This is a genomic window from Pseudoalteromonas sp. SANK 73390 (assembly GCF_054966645.1).
Map to the genome: position 1 here is coordinate 1 of NZ_ARPN01000055.1, position 14,601 is coordinate 14,601.

Sequence of the window (14,601 nt, forward strand, 5' to 3'; positions counted from 1 at the left end):
ACGATAAAACACTTCTCGCTTTGCATCGTTTAAATTAATATTCTTAAATTAAATTTTATGTAGGGGATATATATGCCAGAATTGATCCATTGGTTTGATTTATTGGGGGTAATGGTTTTTGCGATTTCAGGAACATTGATTGCGCATAGCAAACACATGGATGGTTTTGGTGTGGTGGTTTTAGCTACGGTGACAGGAATTGGTGGTGGTACATTACGAGATATTATTTTGGATGTTCCAGTTTTTTGGTTAAATGATACTCACTATTTTATGGCAATATTTGGCGCTATTTTTATTTGCGTTCTATTTTTAAATAGTCAAAGAACGATACCAAAGCAAATGCTGCAGGTAGCTGATGCCTTTGGGTTGGCATTTTTTGCTGTTATGGGTGTTAAAAAGGCCTTGGATATAGGTATGCCAGATACGACAGCGATTATTATGGGAGTTTTAACAGGGTGTTTTGGAGGGTTAATACGTGATGTGTTAGCTAGAGAAATTCCACTCCTTTTAAAAGGCGAGCTTTATGCAATTACTTGTATTGCTGGAGGTATTGTTTATACACAAATGATATATTGGTCATTTTCGTTAGAAGTAACGATGCTGTCTGCTATGGCGGTTACACTATCTCTTCGGCTATTGGCTATGCGTTTTAACTTTGTACTACATATTTTTAAATATTCTGAATAGTCATAGGCGTTCAATTGATAATATGAACTTCGTTAGCAATTTTTGATAAGTTAATAGCAAAATTAGTACTTTGTTGTAGAGTGGACTTGCTTTCTTTATAAGGTAGTACTTAACTACGCTGGTTGGTATAAAATTAGGACAGGGATATGTCACTTGCAAAAATATATACACGAGCCCAAGTTGGGATCAGCGCGCCACAGGTATGTGTTGAGGTGCACCTTAGCAATGGTTTACCTGCTTTTCATATTGTGGGGTTACCTGAAACTTCAGTGAAAGAGGCGAAAGAGAGAGTTCGCTCAGCCTTAACCAATTCTCGCTTTTTGTTTCCAGAGCAACGTATAACCGTAAATTTGTCTCCTGCAGATTTACCCAAAGAAGGCGGTCGATATGATTTAGCAATTGCAGTCGGGATCCTTGTTGCATCTGGGCAACTAGTAAGTAAAGAGCTAATGCATTACGAATTCTATGGCGAGTTGGCGCTGAGCGGTGAAATATTAGGAGTTCAAGCCATTTTACCAAGTGTATTGGCGGCACAAAATGTAAAGCGATGCTGTTATCTGCCAATAGAAAATGATGCATTAGCTAGTTTAGCGCCGAATGTGAATAGAAAAGCAGTGGCATCGCTCGAATCGCTTTGGTTGGATATGCAAGGTCAGCAACCTTTGCCGTTAAACTTACAATATCAACAAGCGACCCCTGCAATGTTAAACGATATTGATATGGATGAGGTGAAGGGCCAAGCAAGCGCAAAAAGAGTACTTGAGATTGCAGCAGCTGGCGGTCATAACTTACTTTTTCTGGGCCCTCCAGGTACAGGGAAATCTATGCTGGCGCAGAGAATGCCTACTATAATGCCAGAGCTTTGTGCTGAAGCTGCGCTAGAGACTGCGTCTGTTTATTCACTAGTGGGCAAGCGCATTGACACTGATAATTGGCGCAAGCGTCCATTTAGAAGTCCGCATCATACTTGCTCAGCTGTAGCTTTAGTAGGAGGTTCTTCAAAACCCAAACCAGGAGAAATTTCTTTAGCGCATAATGGTGTATTGTTTTTAGATGAGTTACCTGAATTTGAAAGGAAAGTACTTGATTCGTTAAGAGAGCCTATGGAAACAGGTCTCGTGACTATATCGCGTGCGGCTCAGCAAGTCGACTTTCCTGCACGCTTTCAATTGATAGCGGCACTTAATCCAAGCCCAACTGGGAGCTATGATGATAAACGAGCTACATCAGAACAAATTTTAAGATATTTATCAAAAATATCAGGGCCATTTATAGATCGTATAGATTTACAAATTGAGCTGCCGCGCTTATCAACGGCACAATTGCAAAGTGAACAGGCAGAAGAAACAAGCGAAGCGATTAGGCTGCGTGTTGAAAAGGCTAGCTCTATTGCATTAAAGCGACAAAATAAAAATAACGCGATGTTGAGTAACCGTGAGCTTGCATACTACTGCCATTTAGCGGAGAAAGAAAAGCAGTACTTGGCCAAAGCAGTTGATAAATTACAATTGTCTCCACGTTCTTATCACCGAATTTTAAAAGTTGCACGTACCATAGCTGATTTAAACAGCGAACCAAATATTACTTTAAATGCATTAAAGGAAGCGTTAAGTTATCGAGCATTTGAGAGGTTACTCAGTCAGCTAACGCGCTATTAGGCTGAAAGCATATAGCCTTTACCACGAACCGTTACAATTCGTTTTTGATCTTTTTCATCACCTAACTTTTTACGGAGCCGACCAACCAGTACATCTACTGTTCTATCGTTGGGGCTCCAATCTGGTTGGCCAATATCCTCTGATATTTTTTCTCTTGATGTGGCTTTACCTGCGTTCGCTATTAAGCAGATAAGAACTTTATGTTCAGCCTCTGTTAAACGTGACTCTTCACCATGTTGATTTATTAGCGTTCGATTATCTGGGTGTAGTTTAAAATCAGCATATTCAATAAATTCTTCTGATTCATCTTCCTCTTCAGAGTTTTGTGAAATACGTTTGTAGAGTGCGCGTACTCTAAGTTCAAGCTCAAGCAAATCTACAGGTTTACAAACATAATCATCCGCGCCTTGAGCTAGCCCTGCAATGCGATCAGCCTGTGAATCGCGACTAGAAAGCATGATCACACCTATATCTGTTAGTGTATTAATTTCTTTGGCCAGCTCTAATCCATCAGTAGCAGGCAATACAATATCAATGATTGCTAAAGAGATCGGCGTGTCCGTGCGGCCAGCTTGATGAATATGTGAGAGTGCATTTGCACCGGTATTATCAACTTTTATTGTAAATTCTGTCTGTGCGAAATGGCTTAAAATACGTTTCGCTAATAGCGCATCGTCTTCCACTAATAATACTTGAATACTCATAATGTCGTTATCTATTCAATAATTACGTTTATATTAGCACTGTAAAATCATGACTGAGAAGCTTAAGGTGATTTTTTTGCAATAAAAAGCGTTAAAAACATGCAATTGAGAAAATTTATAGTTATTTAAGGAGTGTTTCAGGGAGGTGCGTCCGAATAAGTATGCGAGCTTCAAATTAATGAGTAAATATGAAAGTGGCGGTGGCCACTTTCACAATACTTAATTACTTTTGATAAATGTGTTGCCACCATTGAGGTTGATTCTTTAGGTGCATATCAAAATAGGCGAGCATGGTGTCCCACCACTGAAATCTGCGGTCACGGGCCAAAATTTGATGGTTTGCGCCTTTGTATTCTATTAACTCTACATCCTTACCCAAAAGTTTCAATGCAGTATACATATTATGGCTTTCACCTGGTGGTACGTTGGTATCAGCATCGCCATGTATTAGTAGTAGTGGCGTTTGTATCTTGTCTGCGTGAAATACCGGACTATGCTGAGAATACAGAGTTGGGTTATTCCAAGGGAAGCTGTTTTTCGATGCTTCGCCAGAGTAGCTGTAGCCCCACCAACCCTGCCCCCAGTAAGAGGTAAGATTTGAAATACCTGCATGGGCGATAGAGGCACTAAACATATTTGTTTTTGTTGCCAATAGCATAGTCATAAAGCCACCATATGACGCCCCTAAATTACCTATACGCTTCGGGTCTACAAATGAATAGGCTTGAGTGAATGCTTTGGTACCATCGATGATATCTTGCGCCGTATATTCTCCCCAAGCGTTAACATGCTTTGCCGAAAATGCTTGACCAAAGCCTGTGGCGCCGGTTGGTTGTAACACATATACAACGTAACCATTTGCAGCCCAGAGGTTAAAAGGGTAACGACCAGTAAAAGCTCTAGATACGGGTGATGTGCCTCCATAGTAATAAACAAGCGCAGGATATTTTTTAGTTTTGTCTAAGTTGTTTGGAATATATACTCTGCCTGTTATCTCAACGCCGGAGCGATTAGTAAAGTTGAACTCTTCTAAGCTAGCTATGCTTGTGTGCTGGTATGCTAATTCTTTGGAGTTCCATAATTGCTTGGTATTATTATTTTTTAAAGAGATACGCTTTAGCTGTTGTGGAGCAGAAGCCTGCGTGCCTTTGACCAATATGTCAGCGTGTTTTGTATGTGTTACAGCAAAGTCTTCAACAACGTCTAAATCAGTTTTAATGTGTTTATAATGAGATTTACTTTCATCAAATAAATACAACTGCTTAGTATCCTTATCAGACACATACAAGATCAAGTCATCGTTATCTAGTATTGTAATATCACCGACCGCAGGATCGAACGCTTTACTTAATGCCTTAGCGTTTTGCCCTTGACGGTCTAACCAATAAAGTTGTCCATCATAATTGTTGGCAAGTGTGCCTTCAGGTAATGCTCTTCCTAGACCGTTCGCAAAATCTGGCCCTGCTACAACATAGAGGCCATTACTGGCGTATTGTGCTTGATTAAAGGTTCGATAAGCGCCAATGGGTATTTTTTTACCATCATTTAAGTTAATTTCAATGAGCTCTGTGAGCATATGAGGGGGGGCTTGATAGTCTTGTGGATTACGACTTACTAAAATAGTGTTTCTTTGTGCATCATGATCTTGAAGATAATGACTTAACTTCCCTTCAGTAAGCCCGTTAATCAGCCCTGAGCGAATATCGAGCAAGTATATTTGACTGTTGGTACGTGCATACGACCACCTATCTTCTAAACCTTGGTAGTGCTTAACAAGTGATTTTGAATCTGATGGCTTTTTAGACCAAGAAAAAATTAACGTATCGTCGTTAAAATATTCAAACCCGCTGGCACCTTCAAGCGCTGATGTAATAGTGTTAGTGGTTAAATTTTCAAGATTGAGTACTTTGAGTTGCTGCTCTTGCATGTAAGCGAGTTGTTTAGAGTCGCTGCGCCATGTAATACTATCAGCAGTAACGCCATCGAAACGATAGATAATCTTGTTATTTCTATCTTTAAGCACCGTCTCTGTTATTGGTGTGTTCCCACTATTATCTGAATAGTGTCGCTCAGTGGTAATATAAAAACGACCATTAGGTGACAAACCAATAGCGCTTATTGTTGGCGCATCAAATAATTGCTTTGCCGAGAGCGAAAATGGCTTATTGTTATGTAACGCGATACTATCGTGCTCAGAATTAGGCGTGTAGTCAATCTTTACCACATGCCAGTTATCTACTTGTTCAGCCACGATGATTAATTGATGGTCACCTGTAGTGGCATGAATATCATAGCTTTCTTTTCCAGAGAGAAGTTCTCCATTGAGAAATACCTGCGCCTTTTTAATGCCACTGAGACTTAACTTACCTTGTATAAAACGATTCGCTGCGAAGTTAAATTTGAGTACTTGGATACCAGCCATAGTCAACGCATCAACATCAGCCATGCGTTGCCATTTTAAATCATTTCCAAAAATCGTTAGTGCTTTTGTTTGCTTTTGCAAGCTGGGCAATAGCGATTCGATTATTTTACTCTGATGTGCGGTATTATTAGGTTTTATACTGTTATAAGTCGGAATTGGACCAATAAACTGGATTTTCTTTTCATCTAAAGGTGCTGCATTCAGTTGCATTGCGAGTGTTGAAAAGAGTAAAGTGGCTGCGGTGCGTGAAATCATGTCTGAGCCTATTGTAGGTAAATATTTTGACCCAATATAGCATATATATTGGTCACGTCAGCAAAGTTGCGATTAGTGTCGATTCATTATTAAGTTAAGGAGTTTAGGTTGTTTTTATTGGTTACGTATATGGTGTTAGCCATTGGTATTTCATTTTTATGTTCAGTGATGGAAGCGGTGTTGCTCAGTATTACACCCAGCTATGTTGCTGTTCTAAAAAAAGACAAACCTAAACTAGCTAAACGAGTCCAGCAATTGAAAAGTAGTGTGGATAAACCGTTAGCGGCTATTTTAACGTTGAATACAGTCGCACACACTGCTGGTGCAGCGGGTGTAGGCGCGCAAGCCGCAGTGGTATTTTCTGATACTGCGGTAGGAATTGCCTCTGCAATCATGACTCTACTGGTGTTAGTATTATCAGAGATTATCCCAAAAACACTAGGTGCAACCTATTGGAGAGCACTCACTCCAGTCGTAGCTGGCGCTTTAGTATGGTTGGTGAGGATACTGAAACCATTTGTCTTACTCTCTGATATGCTTACGCGTTTAATGGGGAAAAAGGAAAGCGAAGCTCACTACATTCGTCAAGAGATAGAAGCGATGGCTGAAATAGGTTCAGAAGCAGGGGCATTACAGCAAGAAGAAACGGAAACCATAAGAAGTTTGCTACGCTTTCGTCATGCAAAACTAGAACACGTTATGACGCCTCGTACAGTGTTATTCAAAGTGCATAAAGATTTAACAGTAAACGCATATTTATCTGAGCATGGATCAGTTGCTTTTTCGAGAATATTAGTTTTCGATAAAAATAGTGATGATATTGTCGGTTTTGTACATAAAAACGATATTATGTTGGCTTATCACAGGCTTGGTGAAGATTATAAAATAGGTAAGCTAGTAAGGTCGTTGTACACCGTACCAGAGACACTTGATGCGCCGTCACTATTTCAAACGTTACTAGAGAAGCGTATTCATATAGCGTTAGTTATTGATGAGTATGGAGATATTCAAGGGATCGTAACGTTGGAGGATATGCTTGAGTCGTTGATGGGAATGGATATTATTGATGAACGCGAACAATCAACTAATATGCAGCAGGCGGCCAAGCGAAAATGGCGCGAGCGCGTTGATGCGCATAGCCACCTAATCGAAACTGATAAAGAAGATAACTAGGAATTTGAGTTCATCATACGAAGCCAAGAGTGGATCCAGCGAATGAATTCAGTCTTGGCTTTTGGTTTACTTATCAAAAAGCCTTGCATTAATAAGTTATGTTTATACCTATCTAAGTATTGTAACTCTTCAATGCGCTCAATGCCCTCAGCAACAATGCCAATTTGCTCACTTTGCGCAATGTCTATTAGGCTATCTACAATCACTTGAGAAAAACGATCTGAATCGATATGAGTTATTAATGAGCGGTCTATTTTTATTTCGGTAAATGGCAGTGTTTTTAACTGCTGAATATTGGTAAACCCAGTACCAAAATCGTCTAATGAAATAGAAAAACCACGCATTCTTAGTCGATTGAGTGTTTCAAGTTGCACACTACTGTTCAATGGTGAATGCTCAGTTATTTCTAAAATAACATCTTCTGGTTTTAAGCGACTTAGCTCTAAGATTAATGCTAACTTATTTGGACAATTAATATCATCAAGCTGAACGGGTGAAAGGTTAAACGCGAGAGTTACGTTATTGGGTAGCTCCGTTCTTATCTCTTTAAATTCTTCTGTTGCTTTTTCAAATAGTTGAAAGGTAATTAAATTTATCAGGTCTAAATCTTCGGCTAATGTAATGAATTGCTCAGGCAAGATAGTATGAGTATGCTCAGGGGTTATGATTCTGGCTAACACTTCTACACTGTCGATAGATTTATTTGCACGATTTACTTTTGGTTGATAGTAAGGAGTGACCTGGCGATGGCTGATCGCATGAAGCAACTCAGACTGAGTAATAGGTGCAATATGACGTTTTTCAGGTGCAATAAAAGACTCTAATTTTTTAAGTAATCTAGCAACTTCTTTTAGCTGTACAGGTTTAGAAATATTACCAATTAGATGGGCATTTGACTGGCGAGCTAAGTTTGCAGCAAGGTCGATGATCTTGGTATCCATATCAGAGATGATGACAACGCCACCTGGATATTTTATTTCACCCAATTGGCGAATAAACTCCATCCCGTCCATTTCAGGCATATTCAAGTCAGTGAATATGGCATCAAAACGGCGAGGGGCTTGCACTACTTTCTCCATTGCTACTATGGCGCTGGTACACGTGGTAATGTTATTAATTCCTAACTCAGTTAGCATTGCCTGCATGACCATAAGAATTGCCTGTGAGTCGTCAACGACCATCACTTGCCTTGTTTCTGTAGTCATATTCATATCCTTTAATTCACACACACTTCATTCAAGTCTAGTACACAGATATAAAATGTGCAGACGACAAAATCGGTAAATGTATCGTTTGTCAGTATCATTATTAGCTGGGATAATACAAAAAAAGCTAACGTTTAAGATCATGACGAGAATTGAATTTACTGTATTAAGCCAAACATTTTCAGTGTTGTTGCACGGTGAGCAGCTAGTACAAGTGTTTTGTGAACAACAGGCCTTGCCTATAGATAAGCAGTCACCAGAAGTTGTTCAGTGTGCTTATGAACAAGGTATTTTGCAGTTTGATGTAACGCAATTAAAGCAGCAGCAATTAGGCGTATCAGTCGATGGTGCAACTTGGCAATGGTTAGCACTGCCAGCACCGCATAGTGAAAATAAAAAAAGTCTTATTGGACTTGCCGCCTTGGGCTTTAAAGTTTTTAAAAGTGCGAAAGTCATAAAAGCAGCATTGGCAGGCGCATCGGTTGCGGGATATGCCTGGTTATTCTCTTGGCCTTTTGCATTAATGCTAGTGGCATGTTTGGTAATACATGAATATGGTCATGTTCGTGCTATGCAGTATTTTAATATTAAAACGAAAGGTATTTATCTTATTCCGTTTGTGGGTGGCCTTGCTGTTAGTGATGACAAAATCACGACTCGTTGGCAAGACGTCGTGATATCTCTAATGGGTCCTGCGTTTGGCTTGATCACCTCTGTTTTGGGCGTGGTGTTGTATTATGCTACGGATATGGAGATTTTTGCTGGAGTTGCAGTACTTAGCGCATTGCTTAACTTATTTAACTTATTGCCTATTTTGCCGTTAGATGGCGGACACGTTTTGAAAAGTATTAGTTTTTCGATGAAGTCTTGGGTAGGCTTAACTGTTTGTATGGCAGGTGTTTTATTTGGCTTGTGGATAAGCTACATATTCGGTTTAATGTTGCTGGTATTCTTTTTATTTATTGGTAGCTTTGAAATACTATTTGAATGGCGTGCTCGACATGCTTCGCATTTATTACCGTTAGATAGGTATGGACAGGTGTTTTCAGCGATAATGTATATATTGGTTGCTACTGGGCATATCGCTGTAATGATGCACTTTGCAGACTCAGAAAACGTGATTTTGAGTCTGCCTATGAAACTACTTTCTAGTTAAGCAAGGTTCGCAGCTATGCCCAAGTGAGCATAGCTGCAATGACAATGCCACTGAAAATTAGCTGAATCAAACAAAACCCCATAATGTCTCTGGCTTTTAAGCCTGCGATAGCGAGCACGGGCAGGGCCCAAAAAGGTTGGACTAGGTTGGTCCACGCATCACCCCAAGCTACCGCCATTGCCACGCGTGCTATATCGGCATCTAACATTTGTGCTGCTGGTATCACAATAGGGGCTTGCACTGCCCATTGACCACCTCCTGATGGCACAAATATATTAACTAAACCAGCACTAAGAAAGCTCCAAAATGGTAGTGTTTCAGCATTACTTATTGAGACAAATGCAGAGGAAATTTGTTGCGCTAGTCCTGATTCAACCATAACAGCCATAATACCTGCATAAAAAGGAAATTGGATCACAATACCGGCCCCACCAGCAATGGCACTATGTAAACTTGCCAGCAAACGCGCAGGGGTTTGATGTAGCAAAATAGCTAAAAATAAGAAGATAGTAATCACGCTATTTAAATTTAATTTACCACTGGCAAACACAAAGTAATGGAATAGGTATGTACATCCTAAAATCCCAACAAGGACGCCCAACAGTTTACTGTGTTCAAGTTTTTGAGCTGGAGTTAAAGTGCCCTTAATCTTGGATTTTTGCCCTGTTTGTTCTGTTAACTTGGCTTTTTCTATGAGCACTTGCTGCTCTTTTGGTGGCAATAGTAGCGTATTCAAAATAGGTAAAAATAGTAATAACAAAGCTAAAATGAGTAAATTAAAAGGCGAAAATAATGTACTTTGCGTCGTGATAACGCCAATATCTGAGTATGAAAAGTGACCTTCACTAGCAATAGTTAGTGGTACTGAACCAGACAGGCCACCATGCCAAACAATAAACCCTGAGTAGGCACTAGCAACTAAAACTCTATAATCTACTAAAACATGCTTTGCTAGCGCTTTGGCAAAAAGCGCGCCCACAACTAACCCAAAACCCCAGTTTATCCAGCTTGCGAGCATGGCGACAACGGTGATCATGATGATAGCAATAACCGGGGTTTTGGCTTGTTTGGCTAATGTGTTTAATGCTGCTATACACAAAGGAGCACTGGCAAGCATATATCCTGCAAGTAAAATTAGCAGCATTTGCATGGCAAAGCTAAGTAGTTGCCAAAACCCTTGACCCCAAACTTGTACTGTTTGCATTGGTGATAATGGGGTGACGATACTGGCTAAAGCGAGTACGATAATAGTTAACAACAGTACAAAGATGTATGGATCGGGCAAATAACGCTCTACGAAATTACTGAGCGGGCGAGTAATACGGTATAACATAGGTCATCCTAGTCTTATTTTTGTTCAATGATAACTAACATTTACACCAAAAGTTAGCCTTTTAGGCTAACTTTATAATTAGATAGGAAGGCTGCTTTTTTATTAGTTGTTGATTTTTAATCAAATTAAAATTGGCATAGTAAGTGTATTGAATTAGTCAGAAATATAATTTTTAGATTTAGTAAATAACAAGAGAGGATGCCATGGCAGAACAAGGTTCAGGCGGTAACGTAATTGCGGCCATTTGTAATATATTTTTTCCTGGTTTAGGCCAGTTGGTACAAGGGCGCATTTTAGCGGCGTTGATTTTTGCAATTGTTGTGTTTGGTGGTTATGCCTTATGGTTTTTAGTTGTACCGCCAGTCATTGGCGCAGTGGTACATTTGTGGGCAATTATTGATGCGGCTAAATATACTCATTATTCAAGTTACGAGCGCCGTTAACCATGCGGCTAGCGTAAATATACTTAATACGGTTGATAACACAACACTACTTGCCAACACTGCCTGTTGGCATTTTAGTTGGCGAGCGACTAGGTAGGCATTTACGCCCAATGGTGACGCACTCATTAAGGTCAGCACTGCTACGTGTTTTGAAGGAAGTTGCATTGCCCACTTGGCCATGACAAATACAGTTAATGGTAATAAAACCAATTTAGTTAAACTGATAAATAAGGCACTTTGCCACGCGTGTTTTATTGAGTAATTGTTTAAGCTTGCTCCCAAAGCAAATAAAGCCCCAGCGATTGCGGGTTCAGATAGTAACGTTAGGGCTGTTTGAATGGTATCTGAAATGGGCATACTGAGGTAATTACATACTAAGCCTAAGCTAATACTCATAACGATTGGATTCAGTAGTAAGGGCTTAATGGTATCTATAAAACGACTTTGAAAGTTGCTCGCAAATATAAAAGTACAGCTAAATAATAAGGCACTATGAAAGGTAATAATCATAAATACCATGGCGCCATATTCGGCACCTAGGCTTGAAATAATGACAGGCAAACCAACTAATATGGTGTTTGAGTAAGTACTTGCTAACGCAATTGTAGCACTATCCGCTAGGCTTTTATTCATAAGCAGTTTTAAGACGCCACAACTTATCAAGTACACCGCGAATACAGGTAGGTAAAAACTCAACATAACCGAACCCGATAATGCTTGGGTAAGATCAGCCTGATACATGTTGATAAAAAGAAAAACAGGTATTGCTAAGTTAAATATGAATTGCCTTAATCCATCTAATGCTGAGGTACTAAAGATGTTTAGCTTGGCACAGGCATAACCACTAAATACAACGAATATGATTGGAAATAGAATACTAAAAGCGGTCATTATTTGACTCATTAATAATAAAGAAAGCACATTATCCTAGTTTGCGTAGTATGTCTCAAGGTTAGCAGCGTATAATAAGGAATAAACAAAACTAGATTGAGTGGTATTTTGGAGTATCAATTTATTCGCGACCCAATCACAGGGTTTAAAATTAGAGTGAGTGATGAGCATGCATTGGTCGGACGTTGGCTTAATGAGGAGCTTGCATATGACGATGTATTATCGCTTATCAATTTAGCAAAGGCATTGCCTCAAAATAAACAAACATTAGTGATCGAAGGTACTGAAGTGCGCCTTACGCTCTCTTGTGAAGAGGCATTATTTGAAGCACATGCATTGTTTCACCAAGCAGATGATATCAGTCATTATGCCGATGACGCGCTTGAGCTTGACGAGCATGGTTTAGTCAGTGGTTGCGGCTTTGAGGACTTTATGGACTTATTACAAGCGTGGTACCAGTTCATCAATCGTATTTAATTTAGGTACCACGATTTTATTTGTTAGCTCGTAGGGGCTCCGTATATTTGTTCAGCCTGGTTGAATAATACCCAAGATGTTAGGATATACTTATCATTTGAAACTGGCTTATTACCTCGGTGGGTATGGGTAAAGTAGCCTGGGGCGATAACCATAGAGCCTTTCTTTGGTGCTATTTTTTTCTGTTGATAATAAAACTCGGTTTCACCGCCTTCGCTCACATCGTTAAGATAAAACATAAATAGCAGCACTCGGTGTAGCGCGTTATTGTGATCGTGTTGTGGGTAGACTTCACTGTGCCAATAAGGGTATCCACCTTTGTTTATTTCATACTTTTGCGCTTGAATGTTACCAAGTCGAAACAGCTGCTGAATTAGTACAGGTAATTGCGGCTTACCAACCTCAGCAAAGTTCTCAAAGGTGACATCAACAGGCTGCCCGGTTTTTGGGTGATATACTTTGAGGCCAAATGCACCAATGATCATAAATAAGTGCTCTTCAATGTATTTATACACATGCTCGGCGGTAACTTGTTGTATATGCTGAAGAGGCTGAGCATACTCTTGGTAGGAGTTTAAATACAGATCTTGGCTCACTTTTTTGGTAAGGTCGACACCGCCTGAGGTTGTCCCTTGTTTTAAATGTGGACTTTGCTCAAAAAGGTCTATGAATTGATCGCAAAATTCAGCGCTTAGCGCATTGTCATAAACGCGTATAAAATCTGTCATTCTTTTACCTACAGTTATTGGAATTATTATGTTGTCTGAAAAATTGATGCCGCGATTTAGCGAAACCGATGTACTTGGTCATATAAACAATACCGTACTCCCCGTGTGGTTTGAAGCGGCAAGAGTGCCTATTTTTAAAATATTCACCCCAGATCTTAATCCACATCAATGGAAATTGATTGTCGCAAAGGTTGAGGTACTCTTCAAAGGCGAATTATTTTATGGCCAAGAAGTGGAAATTAAAACCGCCATTGAGCACATCGGTAATAGCTCTTTTGTGATAGTACAGCAAGCATGGCAACATGGAGAGTGTTGCGCTGAAGGAAAAACCGTTATGGTGCGTTATGATTTTGCAGCTAAGCGCTCTAGGTCTTTGTCAGAGCAGGAGCGCGAGCCGTTATCTGGTTTTATGGTTTCTGAGGCTTAAATTGATGGCCGATAGCGGCTGAGATGCAAGGCTTAACTTGGTAAGTATAGTGTGTATCTTCAGTCGTATTGTGCCTTATAATTTCAAGTATTTCATAGTCATTAAGCTCAATAACTCGACTGCCCTTGGTATGATCACAGCGAGAATATAAGTCGGCTTCGTGATCAAAAATAAAGTGACTTAAAATGTTGGTAATCTTTTGCTCATAGGCAGTGGCTCGTTGACTCAATACGTCATTTTTTGCGTTTAATTCAGACAACGTTGTTGCTAACTCTGGATTTTCTTTCAACGCAGAAGCTTTCTTTTGTGCTGACGGGACTAGTATATTTACAGTTAAATCTGTCTCAAGGCCATTGATTATATTAGTTACGGTTTTACTTACTTCCTTTAAAGCACCTGTATAGGTAGATAATAAGGCTAATTGTACAAGCAAAAATAGACCCGCACCAAAGCGAATGAGTCCCGTGATAATTGCAAAGCGATAATTCGGTGCATGCCACATTGTATGTAAACCAAAGGGACGCAGTAGTAGCAGGAGAAAAATGTAGATAGGAATCGCGAATTGAATAATAAGCAATACGACTAAGCTGGTTATAAAAAACCACACAGGTACTGAAATGAGTACGGCTAAGTTATGAGTATAGGGCAGGTGTTCTGCACTGACTCCTGCAATGTTGTTAACTGCGCCTGACGCTTGAACTAAAGCGTAATTTGCAACAAAACCGTAAAATAGCAAAATAATAGCCTTACCTGGCAAACTATCCCAAACTTGAGCAAACCTAGGCCAAAACTCGCTGATCATTGCAACAAGTACCAAAGTCGTTATAGCCGTTATCAAAGTGGTGCTTGGTGTATCACTTTTAAGGTAAAGTATGCTGCAGAGTATAGCGAGAAAGTAACAGCGCTGAGCTAAGTTGAGCGATGACCAGAATACGGTTAATTGCTGATGGTAGTGTTTTAGTTTATCTTTGAGAGAGAAATAATGAGGTAGCTGTGACATAAATTATTGTTATTGTGGAAAAGGAATGTAGTTAAACTACAT

General features: G+C 39.7%; 14 protein-coding genes. 7 read left to right on the plus strand and 7 right to left on the minus strand.

Annotation, left to right across the window (positions count from 1 at the left end; all coding sequences use genetic code 11):
* Positions 1 to 72 precede the first annotated feature (72 nt).
* Both SANK73390_RS07685 and SANK73390_RS07690 read left to right on the plus strand, forming a co-directional pair.
* A complete protein-coding gene (locus SANK73390_RS07685) occupies positions 73 to 687 on the plus strand; it encodes a trimeric intracellular cation channel family protein (RefSeq protein ID WP_462765154.1) in 615 nt (204 codons plus the stop codon).
* A 146-nt stretch (positions 688 to 833) separates the two neighbouring features.
* A complete protein-coding gene (locus tag SANK73390_RS07690; RefSeq protein WP_462765155.1) occupies positions 834 to 2,345 on the plus strand; it encodes a YifB family Mg chelatase-like AAA ATPase in 1,512 nt (503 codons plus the stop codon).
* Here the strand turns inward: SANK73390_RS07690 and SANK73390_RS07695 are convergent.
* Both SANK73390_RS07695 and SANK73390_RS07700 read right to left on the minus strand, forming a co-directional pair.
* Positions 2,342 to 3,049 carry a response regulator transcription factor gene (locus tag SANK73390_RS07695; RefSeq protein WP_462765156.1) on the minus strand — a complete coding sequence of 236 codons (708 nt, stop codon included), beginning with the start codon at positions 3,047 to 3,049 and terminating at the stop codon, positions 2,342 to 2,344. The genes SANK73390_RS07690 and SANK73390_RS07695 overlap by 4 nt on opposite strands.
* A gap of 223 nt (positions 3,050 to 3,272) precedes the next feature.
* Positions 3,273 to 5,726 carry an alpha/beta hydrolase family protein gene (locus SANK73390_RS07700; RefSeq protein ID WP_462765157.1) on the minus strand — a complete coding sequence of 818 codons (2,454 nt, stop codon included), beginning with the start codon at positions 5,724 to 5,726 and terminating at the stop codon, positions 3,273 to 3,275.
* Between the two features lie 108 nt (positions 5,727 to 5,834).
* Between SANK73390_RS07700 and SANK73390_RS07705 the strand changes: the two genes are divergently transcribed.
* The gene (locus tag SANK73390_RS07705) at positions 5,835 to 6,899 is read left to right on the plus strand and encodes a CNNM domain-containing protein (protein ID WP_462765159.1); all 1,065 of its coding nucleotides are present in this window, start codon (positions 5,835 to 5,837) and stop codon (positions 6,897 to 6,899) included.
* Here the strand turns inward: SANK73390_RS07705 and SANK73390_RS07710 are convergent.
* Positions 6,896 to 8,104: an EAL domain-containing response regulator gene (locus SANK73390_RS07710; protein WP_462765161.1), complete on the minus strand. Its 1,209-nt coding sequence runs from the start codon at positions 8,102 to 8,104 to the stop codon at positions 6,896 to 6,898. The two genes, SANK73390_RS07705 and SANK73390_RS07710, sit on opposite strands and share 4 nt — an antisense overlap.
* 142 nt (positions 8,105 to 8,246) lie before the next feature.
* Here SANK73390_RS07710 and SANK73390_RS07715 point away from each other — a divergent pair, with 142 nt between their 5' ends.
* Entirely contained in the window at positions 8,247 to 9,260 is a 1,014-nt protein-coding gene (locus tag SANK73390_RS07715; RefSeq protein ID WP_462765163.1) for a site-2 protease family protein, read from the plus strand.
* A 13-nt stretch (positions 9,261 to 9,273) separates the two neighbouring features.
* Here SANK73390_RS07715 and SANK73390_RS07720 read toward each other — a convergent pair whose 3' ends face one another.
* The gene (locus SANK73390_RS07720) at positions 9,274 to 10,593 is read right to left on the minus strand and encodes a short-chain fatty acid transporter (protein ID WP_462765165.1); all 1,320 of its coding nucleotides are present in this window, start codon (positions 10,591 to 10,593) and stop codon (positions 9,274 to 9,276) included.
* 203 nt (positions 10,594 to 10,796) lie between these two features.
* Between SANK73390_RS07720 and SANK73390_RS07725 the strand changes: the two genes are divergently transcribed.
* Positions 10,797 to 11,036 (plus strand): hypothetical protein, encoded by a 240-nt coding sequence (locus tag SANK73390_RS07725; protein WP_261594597.1) that lies wholly within the window; start codon positions 10,797 to 10,799, stop codon positions 11,034 to 11,036.
* On the opposite strand, the gene SANK73390_RS07730 is transcribed toward SANK73390_RS07725, so the two are convergent.
* On the minus strand, positions 11,016 to 11,927 hold the full coding sequence (locus SANK73390_RS07730; protein WP_462765167.1) for an AEC family transporter: 912 nt from the start codon (positions 11,925 to 11,927) through the stop codon (positions 11,016 to 11,018). The genes SANK73390_RS07725 and SANK73390_RS07730 overlap by 21 nt on opposite strands.
* A gap of 108 nt (positions 11,928 to 12,035) precedes the next feature.
* On the opposite strand from SANK73390_RS07730, the gene SANK73390_RS07735 reads away from it, so the two are divergent.
* Entirely contained in the window at positions 12,036 to 12,404 is a 369-nt protein-coding gene (locus SANK73390_RS07735; RefSeq protein ID WP_462765426.1) for a YacL family protein, read from the plus strand.
* A gap of 23 nt (positions 12,405 to 12,427) precedes the next feature.
* On the opposite strand, the gene SANK73390_RS07740 is transcribed toward SANK73390_RS07735, so the two are convergent.
* On the minus strand, positions 12,428 to 13,132 hold the full coding sequence (locus SANK73390_RS07740; RefSeq protein WP_462765169.1) for a 2OG-Fe(II) oxygenase: 705 nt from the start codon (positions 13,130 to 13,132) through the stop codon (positions 12,428 to 12,430).
* A gap of 28 nt (positions 13,133 to 13,160) precedes the next feature.
* On the opposite strand from SANK73390_RS07740, the gene SANK73390_RS07745 reads away from it, so the two are divergent.
* Positions 13,161 to 13,559: an acyl-CoA thioesterase gene (locus tag SANK73390_RS07745; protein ID WP_462765171.1), complete on the plus strand. Its 399-nt coding sequence runs from the start codon at positions 13,161 to 13,163 to the stop codon at positions 13,557 to 13,559.
* On the opposite strand, the gene SANK73390_RS07750 is transcribed toward SANK73390_RS07745, so the two are convergent.
* Positions 13,540 to 14,559, minus strand: coding sequence for a hypothetical protein (locus tag SANK73390_RS07750; protein ID WP_462765173.1), 1,020 nt, complete (start codon positions 14,557 to 14,559; stop codon positions 13,540 to 13,542). The two genes, SANK73390_RS07745 and SANK73390_RS07750, sit on opposite strands and share 20 nt — an antisense overlap.
* Between the last annotated feature and the right edge of the window lie 42 nt (positions 14,560 to 14,601).

Bases quoted from the DNA above. Each gene is read 5' to 3' on its own strand.
- SANK73390_RS07685 (WP_462765154.1), top strand. From the start codon at position 73: ATGCCAGAATTGATCCATTGGTTTGATTTATTGGGGGTAATGGTTTTT.
- SANK73390_RS07690 (WP_462765155.1), top strand. From the start codon at position 834: ATGTCACTTGCAAAAATATATACACGAGCCCAAGTTGGGATCAGCGCG.
- SANK73390_RS07695 (WP_462765156.1), bottom strand. From the start codon at position 3,049: ATGAGTATTCAAGTATTATTAGTGGAAGACGATGCGCTATTAGCGAAA.
- SANK73390_RS07700 (WP_462765157.1), bottom strand. From the start codon at position 5,726: ATGATTTCACGCACCGCAGCCACTTTACTCTTTTCAACACTCGCAATG.
- SANK73390_RS07710 (WP_462765161.1), bottom strand. From the start codon at position 8,104: ATGACTACAGAAACAAGGCAAGTGATGGTCGTTGACGACTCACAGGCA.
- SANK73390_RS07715 (WP_462765163.1), top strand. From the start codon at position 8,247: ATGACGAGAATTGAATTTACTGTATTAAGCCAAACATTTTCAGTGTTG.
- SANK73390_RS07720 (WP_462765165.1), bottom strand. From the start codon at position 10,593: ATGTTATACCGTATTACTCGCCCGCTCAGTAATTTCGTAGAGCGTTAT.
- SANK73390_RS07725 (WP_261594597.1), top strand. From the start codon at position 10,797: ATGGCAGAACAAGGTTCAGGCGGTAACGTAATTGCGGCCATTTGTAAT.
- SANK73390_RS07730 (WP_462765167.1), bottom strand. From the start codon at position 11,927: ATGACCGCTTTTAGTATTCTATTTCCAATCATATTCGTTGTATTTAGT.
- SANK73390_RS07740 (WP_462765169.1), bottom strand. From the start codon at position 13,132: ATGACAGATTTTATACGCGTTTATGACAATGCGCTAAGCGCTGAATTT.
- SANK73390_RS07745 (WP_462765171.1), top strand. From the start codon at position 13,161: ATGTTGTCTGAAAAATTGATGCCGCGATTTAGCGAAACCGATGTACTT.
- SANK73390_RS07750 (WP_462765173.1), bottom strand. From the start codon at position 14,559: ATGTCACAGCTACCTCATTATTTCTCTCTCAAAGATAAACTAAAACAC.